The 17,258-nt window shown below is 66.7% G+C and carries 12 protein-coding genes, 1 tRNA gene and 1 pseudogene (2 of these 14 running past the window's edge); 9 read left to right on the top strand and 5 right to left on the bottom strand.

Translation table 11 applies throughout. From position 1 onward, the window contains the following. Positions 1-336 carry the start of a zinc-dependent metalloprotease gene (locus K789_RS0110610; protein ID WP_024366738.1) on the bottom strand. Its footprint begins 1,128 nt before the window's first position, so 336 of the gene's 1,464 nt are visible here — the first part of the coding sequence; it begins with the start codon at positions 334-336; the stop codon falls past the left edge of the window. A gap of 235 nt (positions 337-571) precedes the next feature. Between K789_RS0110610 and K789_RS0110605 the strand changes: the two genes are divergently transcribed. From K789_RS0110605 to K789_RS0110595, 3 genes are all read left to right on the top strand, one after another. After that, positions 572-1,720: a S16 family serine protease gene (locus K789_RS0110605; RefSeq protein WP_024366737.1), complete on the top strand. Its 1,149-nt coding sequence runs from the start codon at positions 572-574 to the stop codon at positions 1,718-1,720. Positions 1,721-1,891: 171 nt separating this feature from the next. After that, positions 1,892-4,906: a UPF0182 family protein gene (locus tag K789_RS0110600; protein ID WP_024366736.1), complete on the top strand. Its 3,015-nt coding sequence runs from the start codon at positions 1,892-1,894 to the stop codon at positions 4,904-4,906. 190 nt (positions 4,907-5,096) lie between these two features. Further along, a tRNA-Met gene (locus K789_RS0110595) sits at positions 5,097-5,170 on the top strand. Between the two features lie 125 nt (positions 5,171-5,295). Here K789_RS0110595 and K789_RS0110590 read toward each other — a convergent pair. The 3 genes from K789_RS0110590 to K789_RS0110580 all read right to left on the bottom strand — a co-directional run bounded on the left by K789_RS0110590 (position 5,296) and on the right by K789_RS0110580 (position 9,862). Further along, positions 5,296-6,735 (bottom strand): cryptochrome/photolyase family protein, encoded by a 1,440-nt coding sequence (locus K789_RS0110590; protein WP_024366735.1) that lies wholly within the window; start codon positions 6,733-6,735, stop codon positions 5,296-5,298. Between the two features lie 161 nt (positions 6,736-6,896). After that, positions 6,897-7,682 (bottom strand): PspA/IM30 family protein, encoded by a 786-nt coding sequence (locus K789_RS0110585; protein WP_024366734.1) that lies wholly within the window; start codon positions 7,680-7,682, stop codon positions 6,897-6,899. Positions 7,683-7,822: 140 nt separating this feature from the next. After that, positions 7,823-9,862, bottom strand: a complete 2,040-nt coding sequence (locus tag K789_RS0110580) for a TPM domain-containing protein (RefSeq protein WP_024366733.1) — start codon at positions 9,860-9,862, stop codon at positions 7,823-7,825. Positions 9,863-10,170: 308 nt separating this feature from the next. On the opposite strand from K789_RS0110580, the gene K789_RS0110575 reads away from it, so the two are divergent. The 6 genes from K789_RS0110575 to K789_RS0110550 all read left to right on the top strand — a co-directional run bounded on the left by K789_RS0110575 (position 10,171) and on the right by K789_RS0110550 (position 16,734). Continuing rightward, positions 10,171-11,835 (top strand): S1C family serine protease, encoded by a 1,665-nt coding sequence (locus K789_RS0110575; RefSeq protein ID WP_024366732.1) that lies wholly within the window; start codon positions 10,171-10,173, stop codon positions 11,833-11,835. Positions 11,836-12,079: 244 nt separating this feature from the next. After that, positions 12,080-12,880, top strand: a complete 801-nt coding sequence (locus tag K789_RS0110570) for an electron transfer flavoprotein subunit beta/FixA family protein (RefSeq protein WP_024366731.1) — start codon at positions 12,080-12,082, stop codon at positions 12,878-12,880. A 14-nt stretch (positions 12,881-12,894) separates the two neighbouring features. Beyond that, positions 12,895-13,848, top strand: coding sequence for an electron transfer flavoprotein subunit alpha/FixB family protein (locus K789_RS0110565; RefSeq protein ID WP_024366730.1), 954 nt, complete (start codon positions 12,895-12,897; stop codon positions 13,846-13,848). Positions 13,849-13,852: 4 nt separating this feature from the next. Beyond that, positions 13,853-14,632, top strand: a complete 780-nt coding sequence (locus K789_RS0110560; RefSeq protein WP_024366729.1) for a PIG-L deacetylase family protein — start codon at positions 13,853-13,855, stop codon at positions 14,630-14,632. A 74-nt stretch (positions 14,633-14,706) separates the two neighbouring features. After that, positions 14,707-15,240 (top strand): gluconokinase, encoded by a 534-nt coding sequence (locus K789_RS0110555; RefSeq protein WP_024366728.1) that lies wholly within the window; start codon positions 14,707-14,709, stop codon positions 15,238-15,240. A 60-nt stretch (positions 15,241-15,300) separates the two neighbouring features. Next, on the top strand, positions 15,301-16,734 hold the full coding sequence (locus K789_RS0110550; protein WP_024366727.1) for a gluconate:H+ symporter: 1,434 nt from the start codon (positions 15,301-15,303) through the stop codon (positions 16,732-16,734). 112 nt (positions 16,735-16,846) lie between these two features. Here K789_RS0110550 and K789_RS0110545 read toward each other — a convergent pair. Further along, a pseudogene (locus K789_RS0110545) lies at positions 16,847-17,258 on the bottom strand (anti-sigma factor domain-containing protein) (it continues 473 nt past the right edge of the window).

Raw genomic sequence — 17,258 nt, 5'->3', positions numbered from 1 at the left:
AAGCCACAGCTCGGCGAGCCGCAGCGCCTCATCGACCTCGCGGGACTGCTGCGCCGTGACGGACGGGTCGGAGCCGCTTGCGGCCACGCGCCGGGCGTTTTCATGGGCCAGCTGCCAGTTGACGGGGCCCTCCGAGGAGGCGCTCATCATGGCCTGGACCTGGGAGAACATCTGGGCGAGGAGGTTGGGGTCATCCGGAAGGCCCGCGGCCTTCGCCAGTTCCGCGGGGTCGATGTTCCCCAGGCCCTGGCCGCCCATCAGGTTCTTCAGCATTTCTGCCAGCGGATCCTTGGGTTCCTCGTCGCCATTGGACGGATTAAGTGGGTTGGAGGTCATGATCCCGCCGATCGTCGGTGTGGCTGCTTCTCACGTTCACGGTACCCCGCAGCCAGCGGGCTGTCTGCTGAAACCCCGCCACGTTCGCTGTCGGCAAAGAGCCCAGCCGGCAGCCGAGCGCGTAGTGTTGGAAACTGGAATATTGGCAGGCGGAAGCCGCGGCGCAGGCCGCGGACGCGGTGCGCTGATCAGGGGTCCGCAGGATCCCCGGGCGCCGGCACGGAGAGGTCCTTCATTGACGATTACGCAGGGTGACCAGCCCGCCAGCGGGCAGGCGGCCGGGCAGTCCCGGGGCCGACGTTCCCTCCTCCCCGGATCCGGTTCGGGCCGGAAGCGGGACAAACGGTCCTCAGCCATGCTCGTCTCAGGTCTGCTGGCCCTGGCGCTCGGCGTCACCGCCGTGAGCCTGCCCGTCCCGTACGTCGTCGAATCACCCGGTCCGACGTTCAACACCCTGGGCAAGGACAACGGCACACCCGTTATCAGCGTGACCGGCCACGAGACGTTTCCCGCGAAAGGCAACCTGGACCTGACCACCGTCTACGTCGACGGCGGCCCCAACGGGCCGGTGACCGTCGTCGAGGCGTTTTCTGCCTGGCTCAACGGCGCCAAAGCCGTCTACCCGGAGGAACTCATCTTCCCCACCGGTGTGACGAAGGAACAGTCCCAGCAGGAAAGCGCCGTCGCGATGACCACCTCGCAGGAGAACGCCGTCGCCGCAGCCCTGAAGGAACTGGGCATCGCGTTCGAACAGAAGATGCAGGTCGCGGCAATCCCGGATGGCTCGGCCTCCGCGGGCAAGCTCCAGGACAACGACGTGATCGTGTCCGTCAACGGCAAGCCGGCGACGGCGCTGAGCGTCGTCCAGTCCGAGCTGGCGGCCGGCAACGGCGCGCCGGTGGATGTCGCCGTCGACCGTGACGGCAGCAACGTGACGGCCAGCATCACTCCGTCCAAGACCTCCGCAGGCCGGTTCATCCTCGGGGTCATGCTGCAGTACAAATTCAAGTTCCCCTTCGACGTCAAGATTTCCCTGGACAAGGTCGGCGGTCCCAGCGCCGGGATGATGTTCGCCTTGGGCATCATGGACACCGTCACCCCCGGCGACCTGACCGGCGGGAAGCACGTCGCAGGTACCGGAACCATTACCCCCGACGGCGCGGTCGGCCCGATTGGCGGGATCAGCCAGAAGATGCACGGCGCGCGGTCCGGCGGTGCCACCCTGTTCCTCGCGCCGGCCGCCAATTGCGACGACGTCGTCGGGCATATCCCGGACGGATTGCAGGTGGTTCGGGTCGAGAATCTGGCCGATGCACGTAAAGCGGTCGAACTTGCCGCGTCAGGGGCCGACACATCGGGGCTTCCGGTTTGTTCCAGCAACTAGACTGGCCGCGGAACTAAGATTCGCCGCCACTCGTGGCACCTATGACGGCTTCGCCGCCCAGTGGGGGGTGGGGCCGATGGCCGCTTCAAGGCAGCAACTGAGTTCCGGCAACGAAGCGCCGCACTGATAACTAAAAACCAGTAACTGTCGACCAGCTATGAGGTACCGAGTTTGTCCCGTCCAGCCAGCACAGTCCCACCCGGAAGACCCCAGCAACGACGAGGCGCACTGACGCCGACGTTAATTGTTGTGGCCTTGATCGTGGTCGGCTTCATATTCTTCGCCAATGTCTGGACGGACGTCCTGTGGTACCAGCAGCTGGGCTTCTTCGAAGTTTTCCTGACCGAGAATCTGGCACGCATCGTCATCTTCCTGGTTGGCTTCGCGTTGATGTTCTCCGCCGTCTTCTTCGCCATCCGGATCGCCTACCATGCCCGCCCCGTGTACGCGCCGGACTCCGAGATCCGGGACAACCTGAACCGCTACCAGGTCCAGCTTGAACCGATCCGCCGCGTCGTCATGATCGGCCTGCCCGTCCTCTTCGGACTGTTCGCCGGAAGCGCCGCGGCCAGCCAGTGGCAGAAGGTGCTCCTGTTCCTGAACCAGGAACCCTTTGGCCAGAACGATCCTCAGTTCGGGCTCGACATCAGCTTCTACCTGATGACCCTGCCGTTTCTGGGCTTCGTGACCGGATTCCTGATCAGCGTCGTCATCGTTGCCGGCATCGCCGGTATCCTGACCCATTACCTTTACGGCAGCATCCGGATCATGGAACGCGGCATCTTCACCAGCCGCGCAGCGCAGATCCATCTCGCCGTCTCCGGTGCAGCTTTCCTGCTGCTGCTGGGCGTCAACTTCTGGCTGGACCGCTACAGCTCCGTGCAGAACAGCGGCGGCCGCTGGGCCGGCGCGCTGTACACGGACGTCAACGCCGTCATCCCGACCAAATCCATCCTGGCCGTGGCCGCGGCCCTCGTCGCAGTCCTGTTCATCGTCGCTGCCGTGATCGGCAAGTGGCGGCTGCCTGTGATCGGTACCGCCATGCTCGTTATCACCTCGATCCTGGCCGGCGGCGTCTACCCCTGGGTGATCCAGCAGTTCCAGGTCCGGCCCTCGGAGCAGACGCTCGAGAAGAAGTTCATCGAGCGCAACATCAGCCTCACCCGCTCGGCCTATGGCCTGGATAAGATCCAGGAGACGCGGTACAACGCCACCACCAACGCCACCACCGGCGCCCTGGCTCCCGACGCGCAGACCACGGCCAACATCCGGCTGCTGGACCCCAACCTGATCTCGGACGCGTTCTCGCAGCTCGAGCAGTACCGGCCCTACTACCAGTTCCCGAGCGCCCTGAACGTGGACCGCTACGAGATCGACGGGAAGATCCAGGACACCGTCATTGCGGTCCGCGAGCTGAACCCGGACGGGCTGAGCGCCAACCAGCAGTCATGGCTGAACCGCCACGTCGTCTACACCCACGGCTACGGAGTCGTCGCCGCGAAGGGCAACAAATTTACCGTCGACGGCAAGCCCGATTTCCTGCAGTCCGGCATCCCGTCCACCGGCGTGCTCGGCGATGACTCGACCTACCAGCCGCGGGTCTACTTCGGCGAGAACTCGCCCGACTACTCAGTGGTCGGCGCCCCCGAGGGCTCCCAGCACCGCGAGCAGGACCGGCCAGCCGCCAAGGAAGGCGATGGCGAAACGCAGTACACCTTCACTGGCGACGGCGGCCCGAACGTGGGCAGCTTCTTCAACAAGGTGCTCTACGCGATCAAGTTCCAGTCCTCGGACCTGCTGCTTTCTGACGGCGTCAACCCCGAGTCCCAGATCCTGTACGACCGTAATCCCCGGGACCGCGTCGAAAAGGTTGCCCCGTACCTGACAGTGGACGGCAACGCCTACCCCGCGGTCGTGGACGGCCGGGTGAAGTGGATCGTGGACGGCTACACCACCAGCCAGTACTACCCCTACTCCCAGCAGGAACAGCTCTCCGCGGCCACCGCGGACTCCCAGACCACCTCCGGGCGGACAGCCTCCCTGCCGAACACCTCGGTCAACTACATCCGCAACTCGGTCAAGGCCACCGTGGATGCCTACGACGGAAAGGTAACGCTGTATGCCTGGGACGACCAGGACCCGGTCCTGAAGGCGTGGCAGAACATCTTCCCGTCCTCGCTGAAGCCGTTCTCGGAAATGTCCGGGGCGCTCATGAGCCACGTCCGGTACCCGGAAGACCTCTTCAAGGTCCAGCGGGAACTCCTGGGCCGTTACCACGTCACCCAGGCGGACAACTTCTACACCAACAATGACGCCTGGAGCGTCCCGAACGATCCGACCGTCCAGGACGACGTCAAGCAACCGCCGTACTACATGTCCTTGAAGATGCCCGACCAGGACAAACCGGCCTTCCAGCTGACGTCCTCCTTTATTCCGCAGGTGGTCAACGGCAACGCCCGCAACGTGCTGTACGGCTTCCTGGCCGCGGACTCCGACGCGGGAAACCAGAAGGGAGTGAAGGCAGAGAGCTACGGCCAGCTCAGGCTCCTTCAGATCCCGCCGGAAGCCAATGTCCCCGGCCCCGGCCAGGCCCAGAACAAGTTCAACTCTGATCCCACGGTGTCGCAGGCCCTGAACCTGCTGCGCCAGGGTGCTTCGGCGGTCCTCAACGGCAACCTGCTGACACTGCCTGTCGGTGGGGGCATGGTCTACGTGCAGCCCGTCTACCTGCGCTCCACGGGGGAGACCTCGTACCCCACACTGCAGCGCGTTCTGGTGGCGTTTGGTGACAAGATCGGTTTCGCACCGACCCTGGATGAGGCCCTGAACCAGTTGTTCGGCGGTGAGTCGGGAGCCAGTGCCGGCGATTCGGCCAACAACGGGCAGACACCCGCGACGCCGGCGCCTGGCGGCACTACGCCCGCGCCGGGCAGCACAGACGCCAAGGCAGAGCTGAAAGCTGCCCTGAACGAGGCGAACGCCGCCATCAGGGCCGGCCAGGACGCCCTCGCCAAGGGCGACTTCGCAGCCTACGGTGAACAGCAGAAGAAGCTCTCCGCGGCACTGCAGCGAGCGATTGACGCCGAGGCCAAGATCGCGGCGACGCCGGTTCCAGCACCGACGGCCACCCCGGCGCCGGAAACCACAACGCCGGCCGCAACCCCCGCGCCGACGCCGAGCAGCTGACGCACGGCCAACTGAAGCAGGCTGACTGATACACGGTCCAAGGCCGGGTTCGCGCTCCTCTGGAGCGTGAACCCGGCCTTTTCCGCTCCCGCCAATCCACGGGGCGCGTCATGCCCCGGTCTCGGGAGACGCACATCACGCCACCTCGATTTGGCCTCAAGTTCACCGGCAGGTAGAGTTGATCTTGCGACGCGGGGTGGAGCAGTTCGGTAGCTCGCTGGGCTCATAACCCAGAGGTCACAGGTTCAAATCCTGTCCCCGCAACTGAAGAACAAAAGGAAGGACCCGGATCTGTTGATCCGGGTCCTTCTTCTTGCCCCGATGCGCCTGGCCTCAGGCCCCTGGCGTGCTGCCCCGTCCCGGTTGACCTGGACGGGGCAGCACCGGCCTTAGCCGTCCTTGAGCCGCTGGTAGGTCTCCAGCGCCCGGGCACGGGACTCCGGCAGCCCGACGACCGGTTCCGGGTAACCCGTGGCCGAACCGCCGGCCTTCCACGGCTCGTGGATCGATTTGTCGTCCAGTCCGGACAGCTCCGGGAGATATTCGCGCAGGTAGCGCGCGCCGGCGTCGAACTTCTTGCTCTGGGTGACGGGGTTGAAGATCCGGAAGTATGGCGAGGCGTCGGCCCCGGATCCGGCCACCCACTGCCAGTTCGCCGGATTGCTGGCGGCATCGGCGTCCACCAGGGTGTCCCAGAACCAGGCCTCGCCGAGCCGCCAGTCGGCCAGCAGGTTCTTGACCAGGAAACTTGCGGCCGCCATCCGGACGCGGTTGTGCATCCAGCCGGTCTGCCAGAGCTGGCGCATTCCCGCGTCGACGAGGGGATAGCCGGTGTTGCCCTGCTGCCAGGCCGCGAGCTCGGCGTCGGAGGGCGTCTGCCAGTCGAAACGGTCAAACTCGGGCCGGAAGTTCCGGGTGGCCAGTTCCGGGTTCTCGTAGAGCAGCTGCCAGCAGAATTCCCGCCAGCCGAGTTCGGAACGGAAGATCCCGACGTCGGCCGGCGCTGCAGGGCCAAAGCGTTCACGCAGTCCGTGCCAGACCCGGAAAGGGCTGATTTCGCCGAACCGCAGATGCGCTGAGAGCCGGCTGGTGCCCTCGACGCCGGGGACGTTCCGGCCGGTGCCGTATTCCTCCACCGGACCGTCGAGGAAGTCCTCCAGCCGTTCCTGGGCCCCGGCTTCCCCGGGCTGCCAGGTGCCGGCGAGCCCGGCGCTCCAGTCCGGCCTGCGGGGGAGCAGGCCCCAGCTGTCGAGCGGGTCGCTGTCCGGAAGCTTTCCGTCCGCGCCCGCTGCCGGGGCAGGGAGGCGCTCCGGAGCGTCCAGGGGCAGCCGGGGCTCGGGAGCATCCAGGCAGGCGCGCCAGAAGGGCGTGAAGACCTTGTAAGGCCCGCCCGCCCCAGTGCGCACGGTCCACGGTTCAAACATCAGGTTCGCCTGGAAGCTGGCAGCCTTGAGGCCCTGCTCCGCGGCCCAGGCCTTGACCCCGGCGTCCACCTCGCGTTCCGGGCCGCCGTAGCGGCGGTTCCAGAGCAGCACCGAGGCGCCGGTTTCCCGGGCCAGGTCCCGGATAATGTCCGCGGCGGGGCCGCGGCGCAGCACGAGGCGTGACCCTATGGCCTCAAGCCCGGCGGCAAGATCTGCCAGAGAATGGTGCAGCCACCATTTGGCCGCGGCGCCGAGGGGCCGCACCCCGGGGGAGGACTCGTCGAGGACATACACCACGGTCAGCGGCTGTCCCAGCGAGACCGCTTCGCTCAGGGCCGGATTGTCGTCCAGCCGGAGGTCATCGCGGAGCCAGACAAGGGTCGAAGAAAGGGTTCCCGAAGACATGGATCAACGCTACACGCGGGCTGCGCCGCATCCTCACCGTGGCCCCGCTCAGCTAAGGCCCCGCACAGCAAAGGCCGGACCCGCCGACCGTCCGCAGACGATCCGGGCCCGGCCTCTGCCGAACGGGTGTCACAGCTGCCGGCGGAAACCGGCGCGGGTGCTTACAGCTTGTCGAAGTCAGCTTCGTCGACGGTGGAACCCGCGGGGCGGCCTTCGCCGGCGCCGATGGCGGCGGGGGCGCCGCCGGACTTCAGCGCGGCGAGCCGGGCCTCGATCTCGGTCTGCTCGCCCAGGTCCTCCAGCGAGTTGAACTGGGCGTCGAGGCTTGAGGCGGCGAGTTCCTGATGGCCGCGGACCTTGGCTTCTTCGCGACGGATCTTCTCTTCGAAGCGGCCCACCTCGGACGTGGGATCCATAAAGTCGATGCTCTTCAGGGCGTCGTGGACCTGGGTCTGTGCCGCGGCGGTCTTGGAGCGCGCCACCAGCTCGTTGCGCTTGCTGGTGAGCTCGTTGAGCTTGCCCTTCATCTGGTCCAGGCCATGCTTGAGCTTGTCAACAACCTCGGTCTGGGACGCGATGCTCGGCTCGGCGGACTTTGCCTCGTTTTCCGCGGACATCTGGCGCTGCAGCGCGACCTTGGCGAGGTTGTCGAACTTCTCGGCGTCGACGGTGTCGCCCTTGGCCCGGTACTCATCAGCCTTGCGGGACGCGGCGAGGGCCTTCTTGCCCCAGTCCTGGGCGTTCTTGATGTCCTCGTTGTAGTCGTCCTGGAGCATCCGCAGGTTGCCGATGGTCTGGGCGACGGCGGACTCGGCCTCGGCGATGTTGTTGGTGTAGTCCCGGACCATCTGGTCCAGCATCTTCTGCGGGTCCTCGGCCTGGTCCAGCAGGGAATTGATGTTGGCCTTCGCCAGCTGCGCCATGCGGCCGAAAATGGACTGCTTCATGGTGTTACCTTTCGTCCTGCTCAGTGGTTCCCACTGAATTTCGGTGAACAGTGAAATGTACCGCTTCTATCCGCCGGCCGGGAGTGTTCCCGCCGGCGCCTAGTCTGTGTGGTCTGCGCTCCTGCCAGTCCTGTGGCCGGTTAGAAGCTGCCTGCGTCCCCGCCGCCGAAGTCCCCTCCGCCACCTCCGCCGAAGTCTCCGCCGCCCCAGCCTCCGCCGGAATCTCCGCCGCCGCCCCAGCCGCCGCCTCCGCCGCCTCCGTGCAGGATGGAGTTGATCAGGATGCCGCCCAGGATGGCGCCGCCAAGGCCGCCACCGCCTCCGCCGCCGAACATTCCGCCCCGGCCGTAGCCCTGGTTGGCGTAGCCGCCGAAGTGGTCGACGTCGGACTGGGCCAGTTGCGCCGCCTGCGCCGCCAGTGCGTGCGCCTGCTGGGCGTACTGCAGGGCGGTGACGGGATCGGTGCGCGAGATGGACAGCGCGTAGTCCAGGTTCCGCTGCGCCTCAGCCAAGCGCGTCCGGGCCTCGGTGCCCACGCCGCCGCGGCGGGCGGTGATGTAGTCCGAGGTTGCGCTGATCTGCGCCTGCGCGGACATGATGCTTTGCTGCAGCGACGCCTCTGCACGGCGGGCCTGCTCCTGCTGGTCCCGGATGCCCGAGAGGGACGCATCCAGCGACTGGTGCGCCGTCTCGACCCGTTCCAGGGTGGCGATCGGATCGATCTTGCCGCCCTGGATTTCGGCCTTGACCTGTGCCAGTGCGGCCTCCACCGCGGCCACCGGTCCGGCAAGTTCGGGATGCGCCCCGGACTGGATCATGGCCCTGGCCTGGGCCAGGTCCTGGGAGGTGTCGACGACGGCGGACTCAAGGCCGCTGCGCGCCTCATCGAGGTTCCCGGCGACCTTTGTGATGGCGCCGATCAGCACGTTGGTCTGGTGCAGGCTTTCCTCTGCCGCCCGCACGGCGACGGCGGCCAGGCTTCCTTCGCCGGCGCTGAGCTTCTCCCGGGCCGTGACGGAGGCGTTCTGCACGAAGGCAAGCCGTTCCTTGGCCTGGTTGATGTTGTCGCCGACCTGCACGAGGGCACTCTCGGCATACTTGGCGCGCAGCTCGGAGAGCGACTGCTCGGCGCTAACGATCTTGGCTTCCGCCTCGCTCGCCCCGGCGCTGACCGCGGCCAGCGCTTGCGGGGCGTTCTTCTCCAGTTCGCGCAACGAATCGAAGTCGGCCTTCTGTTCCTGGAGGGAGGAAAGCGCGGCCTCGGAACGGCGGATGATCTCACCGAGCCAGGTCCGCTGCTGCTCTTCGGTGTCGGGAATGTGGTCATCGAGCTGCTGCTGCAGCTTGAAGGACTCCGACATGTGGCCCTTGGCGTCCTGCAACGCCTTCGTGAAGTTCCCGACGGCGGCGTCGCCGTACTGTGCCTGGGCGAAGCCAAGCTCCTGCTCGCTGGACTTGATGGCGTCGTCGGCCTCGATCAGGAGCGAGCCGCTCTTGCGGCGCAATTCCTCCACGGTGAGCCCAGCCAGCGGATCCAGCTCGGCGCCCTGCGGGCCAGCGCCCGCGCCGGCTCCTGCGGCCGCCTTCTTCCGCCGGTTGCGGAGGTAGAGGTACGCCCCCGCGCCGCCTGCCGCGACAACACCCACACCGACGAGCACGGCGTTGCCGGCGCCGTCACCCGAGGAAACCGAGCCGCTTCCGCCCCCGGCGGCGTCGCCCACGGCAATGGCGGTGTCGATGGCCGCCTGGGCAAAGTCCCGCTTCCCGCCTGCGAGGTTGGGCACGATGGCGTTCTGGGTGATGTTGCTTGTCTTGGGATAGATGGCGCTGGCCGAGTTGGGCGAGAAGTAGTATTTGCCGTCGTCGGACATCGTGAGGATCACGTCGGCCTTGCCCATGCCCTTGTTGGTGGCTACGGCCTGGGCCCAGCCTTTCGGGTCCGTAGGGTTCTCGAAAGTCTTCGCGGTGATCACATAGAGGTTGTACTTGTGGTCCTTGAGCAGCTTCTGGATGGCGTCCTGGACCTCGCCCTTGCGGCTTCCGAGGACGTTGCCGCTGTCAACGATGTTTTGACCGGACGGTATGGCCACCGGATCTTCGGCGAGGGCCGGAGCGGCAGGAAACGCCAGCAGTCCGGCGACGCCAAGAACGGCGAGGAGACGTTTATAGGTAGACCGCATGTGCAACCCTTCAGCACTTCTGCGACCAGTTCGGGCCGAACCGGTCGTCACAGAATGCAGCAGCGCCCCCACGCAGATGTAAAGCCGCAGGTCGCTGTGGCAATTCCATTTGATTCTATGGTGCACTAAAAAGGCCGTCCACCGAGGGGAATATGCCACCAGCGAAAAGCGCTGAACCGTTGAAAGCAGCCGCTGCAAGACCCGGCGGGCTGCCCGCTCCGGGCGTTCAGCAACCTCCCAGCAAACGTGCGCTCTAGTATCAGTGAGATCGTCCATAGTTAATGCAGACGAGGATGAAAGGAAGTCTTATGACTGAGAACCCAGCGCAGGGCGCGTCACCAGAGAACCGGGAGCCGGCCACGCCGAACGAGGGCACTTCAGGGCACCCGCAGGCTGCCCCCGCGCCGGACTCAACGCACGAGAACCCGACCCTCCGGCTGGACCGGGCCGCGGACAACTCCCCGCAGCCGGTCTACCCGCAGCACCAGCCGTCCTATGGCCGCCCCCCGGCGCCGGAAACGCAGCAGTTCGGCACGCCCCAGGCACATGGTCAGCAGGGCCATATGCCGGGCCAGCCCAACCCGCAGCACAACCCCGGGTTCAGCCAGGCAACCGGCACCTCCGCCTACGGCCAGGCCCAGCAAGCGCCGAGCCAGCAGGGGAACGGCCAGCACGGGCAGGCTTTCTACGGCCAGCCGCAACATGGCGGCTATGGCGGCAACCAGCCCGGTTCGCCCTATGCGTCCAACCCCGCCCACGCCCCGAAACGCAAGGCGGCGTTCGGAGTCCCCACCCTCGTGGCCAGCATCCTCGCCGCCGGCCTCGTCGGCGGCGGTGTGGTCGCAGGGACCACGCAGCTGCTGGGCGGCCGGGACCTCACGTCCGCGGGATCCAGCAGCAGCAGCCAGGCCGGCCCTGTCATCGTGAACAACAGGGAAGATGTAAACGCCATCACCGCGGCCGCAGTGAAGGCCACGCCAAGCGTTGTGACCATCAAGGCAACAAGCGGCAGTGAGGGCGGCACCGGCTCCGGCATCATTCTGGACACTGAAGGCCATGTCCTCACGAACACACACGTCGTCACCCTCGACGGCACGGCGGCCAACGCCGCGATCGAAGTCCGCCTGAGTGACGGCAAGGTCTACAGTGCCAAGATCGTCGGCACGGACCCGCTGTCCGACCTCGCCGTCGTGCAGATCCAGAACGCCTCCGGGCTGGTTCCGGCAGTCCTGGGAGACTCCGGAAAGCTGAACGTCGGCGATACCGCTGTCGCGATCGGCTCGCCCCTCGGCCTCACGGGCACCGTGACTGACGGCATCGTGTCGACGCTGAACCGCACCATTAGTGTTGCCTCCTCGGCGGCTCCGAAGGAAGGCGCGGACAACTCCCAGGGCGGCGACCAGGGCTTCCAGTTTGCCCCGCCGGACGGCGGGCAGGGACAGGCCACCACCAACCAGGGAAGCATCGCGATCAACGTGATCCAGACAGATGCCGCCATCAACCCGGGCAACTCCGGCGGCGCCCTGGTCAACACCAAGGGTGAGATCATCGGCGTCAACGTCGCCATCGCTTCGGCCGGCGGCGGCGCTTCGAGCAGCGGCAACATCGGCGTTGGCTTCAGCATCCCGATCAACCACGCCAAGCGCGTCGCGCAGGAGATCATCAGCAGTGGCAAGGCCACGCACGGCCAGTTCGGCGTGAGCGTTAAGCAGAAGACCGCGAGTTCCTCGGCCTCCGGGTTCTCCGTCGGGGCAGAGGTCGCAACAGTTGAGGCTGGTTCCGCTGCAGACAAGGCCGGGATCAAGGTCGGTGACGTCGTAACCAGGTTCCAGGATCTCACCATCAGCGATCCGAACCAGCTGACTGCCGCCGTGCGCGAGCAGCCCGCCGGGGCCTCGGTCAAGGTCACCGTCCTCCGCGGCGGCAAGGAACAGCAGCTCGACGTGACTCTCGGGGCGGCCGCCGAGCAGTAAGAGCAGCACGGCAGCGGGAACAGCACATAGGGTTCCGCCGCGCAGGCCGGGCAGCACCGTGAGGTGCCGCCCGGCTTTATCTGTGCACTGTGGAGCCTGACACAGGCCTTAACCGGGCCGCGCCCGCGCTCGCCGATATGGTTAGCTAGGAGCAACCCGGCACCCCGGGCGTTCCGTGGCCACGACCCCACCCGGCTGGCTGTCCATCGCATGGAAGGCTGCTGTAGACACAGTGGAAGAGACATTGAAGATCATCGTGCTGGTCAAGCACGTCCCGGACGCACAGTTCGACCGACACCTCACCGGCGAGGGCAACACAACAGACCGCTCCGAGAGCATCCTGTCAGAACTGGATGAGTACGCCCTCGAAGCCGCACTCCAGCTGATCGAGGCCCGCGGCGGGGAAGCAGCCGGGAACAAGGTCATCGCCCTGAGCATGGGTCCTGCCGGTGCCGTCAACGCGGTGAAGAAGTCCCTGCAGATTGGTGCCAGCGAGGGCGTCCACCTCAGCGACGACGCACTGGCAGGTTCCGACGCCGCCGCCACCTCGCTGGCACTGGCCGCGGCCATCCGCCACCTCGGCGCGGACACCCCGGCGGATCTTATCCTCACCGGCATGGCCTCCACCGACGGCGAGACCTCCCTGGTCCCGGCCCAGCTCGCGGAACGCCTGGACCTGCCGCAGGTCACCTTCGCGTCCTCCCTGGAACTAGACGGCGCCACGCTCACGGCCCGCCGCGACGGCGATGCCCACGCCGACACCGTCGAGGCAACGCTGCCCGCCGTCGTCTCGGTCACGGACCAGATCAATGACCCCCGGTACCCGAATTTCAAGGGCATCATGGCGGCCAAAAAGAAGACCATCACCACGCTGACCCTTGCCGACATCGGCGTCGACCCGGCGCACGTCGGACGGTCCGGTTCCTGGACCGCCGTCGAATCCGCCGAGGCACGCCCGGCGCGCACCGCCGGCACCATCATCACCGACGAGGGCGACGCCGGCATCAAGCTGGTTGAGTTCCTGGCCGCCCAGAAGCTGCTCTAAGGGGATTCCCAGACATGGCAAAAGTACTCGTATTCATTGACAACCCCGGCCAGGCCCTGAAGAAGTCCAGCCTGGAGCTGCTCACCATTGCCCGGTCCCTGGGGGAACCGGCGGTCGCCCTCAACGGCGATCTCCACGACGACGCCGCAGCAACCCTGGGTGCCTATGGCGCCCAAACGCTGTACCGGCCGTCCGCGGCGGACCTCGATGACTACCTCGTCGGCCCCAAGGCCTCCTACCTGGCCGCCGCGGTGCAGACCGCCGGTGCCACCGTCGTCCTGACCGAGAACTCGGCGGAAGCCAGGGAAATCGCTGCCAGGCTCGGCATCAAGCTCGGCGCCGGCGTCATCACCGACGTCGTCGCCGTGGACCCGGACGGAACCGCGCACAAGTCCGTGCTGGCCGGTTCCTACATCACCACAGCGAAGGCTACGACGCCTGTCGCTGTCCTGACCGTCAAGGCCAACAGCATCACGCCGGAGCCCGCCGTCACCGGCACGGCGCCGGCCACCGTGATCGTCGAGATGCCCGAGACTGCCACCGCGGCTTCGGCCAGGATTACAGCCCGCAACGAGAAGGCCGCCAGCGGCCGTCCGGACCTCGCCGAGGCGCGGATTGTTGTGGCCGGCGGCCGCGGCGTTGACGGCAACTTTGGCCCGGTCGAAGACCTGGCCGATGCCCTCGGTGCTGCCATCGGCGCGTCCCGCGCCGCAACGGACGCGGGCTGGATCGGCCACGACGCACAGATCGGCCAGACCGGCAAGACCGTTTCACCCCAGCTGTACATCTCCGCAGGCATCTCCGGGGCCATCCAGCAGAAGGCCGGCATGCAGACGGCCACAGTGATCGTGGCCGTGAACAAGGACGCGGAATCGCCCATCTTCGAGATCGCCGATTTCGGCATCGTGGGAGACCTTTTCCAGGTCCTCCCGCAGGCCACCGAGGAAATCAAGAAGCGGCGGGGCTGACCTCGTGAGCACCCTCGCCGCGCAGGCGCACAGCCCGTTGGATCCGAACCAGCACCGGATCAAACGGGTGCTTTGTTTCGCCGCGCACCCGGACGACATCGACTTCGGTGCCGCCGGCACGATCGCGGCCTGGACCGCCGCCGGGGTGCAGGTCAGCTACTGCATCATGACCGACGGCGACGCGGGCGGCTTCGACCCCGGGCAGCGGGACGAGATCGTCCGGCTGCGGACGGAGGAACAGCAGCGCGCCGCCGCACTCGTCGGCGTCACCGACATCTACTACCTCCACCAGCGTGACGGCTACCTTGAACCCTCGCATGAGGTCATCCGGGAGGTGGTTCGGCTGATCCGGCAGCTTCGGCCCGACGTCGTGCTCGCAATGCACCCGGAACGGAACTGGAACCGGATTCAGAAGAGCCATCCCGACCATCTGGCGGTGGGGGAGGCAGTGACCCGGGCGGTGTATCCGGCGCTGGAAAACCCGTTTGCGTATCCGGAGCTGGCCGAGGCGGGGCTGGCGGCCTACAAGCTGCCGTGGCTCTGGCTCTACGCCGGTCCGGAGGAACGCGAAAACCACGTCGTCGACGTCACGGACCACATCGAGGGCAAACTCGCCGCCATCCATGTCCACGTCAGCCAGCACCCGGACATCGAGGCCATGGACCGGACCGTCCGGGGACTCATGCTCCGGACAGCGGAACGCGGCGGTCTCCCGGCAGGTCGCAGCGCCGAGGCATTCCACGTCGTCACAGTCAACGGACCGGGGACCATCGCCGGGTTTTAGTGTTGCCCCTTGCGGTCCTCTCCCATATGCTGGCCTCTGTTTAAATCATATTTAATTGAGGAAGGCAGGCTTTAATGGCGAAGACTGCGCAGCACCCCGTACTGGTCATCATGGGCGTCTCGGGATCAGGAAAGTCAACCGTCGCGGGCCTGCTGGCCGGCCGGCTGGGTTGGGATTTTGCCGAAGGCGACGATCTGCATCCCCAGTCGAACGTTGCGAAGATGCACGCCGGCCAGCCGCTGACCGACGACGACCGCTGGCCGTGGCTGGAAAGCATCGCCGGTTGGATCCGGCAGCACAGCGAGTCCGGTACGCCCGGCGTCGTCACCTGTTCGGCGCTCAAGAAGCGATACCGGGATGTCCTGCGCGGCGAGGGCGTGGTGTTCGTGTTCCTCGACGGCAGCAAGGACCGGATCTCCGACCGGCTGGCATCCCGGCACGGGCACTTTATGCCCCCGGCCCTGCTGGAGTCCCAGTTCGAGGCGCTCGAAGCCCCCACCGGGGACGAAAACTTCATCACCCTGAGCGTCAGCCTGGCCCCTTCCGACGAGGCGCAGGAGATCATCGACCGGCTCCATCTCGATGCGAGCCGCGCCGGCCAGCCGTAGCCGGCCCCGTTCTTCCCCCGCCATACCAGCTAGGAACACCCTGTGAACTCCCTTTTCGCCATGCAGCTTCCGGCTGCCGTCGAAGCCTGGACCGGCTTCGACACCCGTCTCATGGCGGTCACCGCCATCGGCATCGCACTCATCGTGGTGCTGATCACCAAGTTCAAGCTCCACCCCTTCCTCGCCCTCATTCTCGGCTCGGCCTTCGTGGGCCTTGCCGCCGGCGTGGACCCGGCCCTGGTCATCAAGAACTTCGAGGACGGAGTAGGTGGGGTCCTGAAGGAAGTCGGCCTGCTGATTGCCCTCGGCGCCATGCTCGGCAAGCTGCTGGCGGACTCCGGCGGGGCCAACCGGGTGGTGGACACCTTGCTGGCGAAGGCCATGGGGAGCACGGCCGCAGGCACAAGAGCTGGCACAAAAGCAGGCACAAAAATTGTGTGGTCCATTACGCTCGTTGCGGTCATCATCGGCCTCCCGATGTTCTTCGAAATCGGGCTCGTCCTGCTGCTGCCGGTCATCGTCCTGGTCACCCAGCGCTCCAAAATGCCGTTGATGCGCATCGCCATCCCGGCGCTGGCCGGTCTCTCCGTGCTGCACGGCCTCGTGCCTCCGCACCCGGGGCCGCTGATCGCGATCAGCGCCGTCAAGGCCGAGCTCGGCACCACGCTGGCCCTGGGCCTCCTGGTCGCCGTCCCCACGGTCATCATCTGCGGCCCGCTGTTCTCACGGCTTGCCGCCACCTGGGTTCCCGTAGGAGCCCCCGCCGTCGCGGGCGGCATCGACACGCAGCACGGTGCGGACATGGAAGGCGTCAAACGCCAGCCGAGCTTCCTCGTGACCCTGCTGACCATCATTTTCCCGGTGGTGCTGATGCTCCTCAAAGCCATCGTGGACATCATCTGGCCCGACGCCGCGACCGCCCCGTGGATCCGGACATTCTTCGATTTCGTCGGCCAGCCCCTGGTCGCCATGACCCTCGCCGTGCTGCTCGCGATCTTCACTTTCGGCTACGCCGTGGGGTTCACGGGTAACAAGATCACCGCCAAGATCGGCGCAAGCCTGGGCCCGATCGCCGGAATCATGCTGATCGTGGGCGCCGGCGGCGGCTTCAAGCAGACCCTGATCGGCGCCGGCGTCGGCGATTCCGTCAAGAAATGGGCCGAGGGCACCAACATGTCCGTCCTCCTGCTGGGCTTCATCGTGGCTGTCGCGCTGCGCCTGGCCACCGGCTCTGCCACTGTGGCGACGGTAACGGCTGCCGGAATCGTCGCGCCGCTGGCAAGCTCACTCACGCCGACGCACGCGGCACTGCTGGCCCTCGCAATCGGCGCCGGCTCGCTGTTCCTCTCGCATGTGAACGACGCCGGGTTCTGGCTGGTCAAGGAGCTGTTCGGGCTCACCGTCGGCCAGACCTTCAAGACCTGGTCCGTGATGGAGACGCTGATCTCCGTGGTCAGCTTCGGCTTTATCATGCTGCTGTCGCTCATCATCTAGCCGGGCCCGGCCAGGACGCCACTTCGGCCTTAACCACAAGCCGCGCAGGCCCTGACCCTTCAGAAGGGGTCAAGGCCTGCGCGGCTTTGTTGGTGCGCGGTCCGGTCGCTAGCTAGGCGCCCAGCGGGGCCGCGGCCACGGTCGGCATGGTCGGCGAGGCCGAGCCCCCGGCCGGTTCCACCGTGATGCCGAGCGCAGCGGCGGTGCTGATGCCCTTGACGACGGCCGGCTTGGACAACGCTTCCGCGTCCATCAGGCCCTGGGACACCGGGGCCGAGCCGTCCTTGGGGATCAGCCACATCTGGTAGACCTTGCCTGCCGGGGGTGCCGGGACGTCGTTCATCTTGACGACAATCGCGTCCTTGGAGCTCGAGACAGACACGGTGGCCGTTCCGCCGCCGATGACGTCAACTGTCGCCTGACGCACATCGCCGGCCTGCAGCACCTGATTCAGGGGATCGTTCTGGTTCGCCACGTAGGCCCCGACGCCGACGCCGCCCAAGGCGATCACGGCTGCGGCGGCG

It is taken from the genome of Arthrobacter sp. TB 26 (genome assembly GCF_000427315.1).
Taxonomy (GTDB): domain Bacteria; phylum Actinomycetota; class Actinomycetes; order Actinomycetales; family Micrococcaceae; genus Arthrobacter.
Note: the sequence above shows the minus strand (reverse complement) of the source record. Positions and strands in the feature narration are given on the sequence as shown.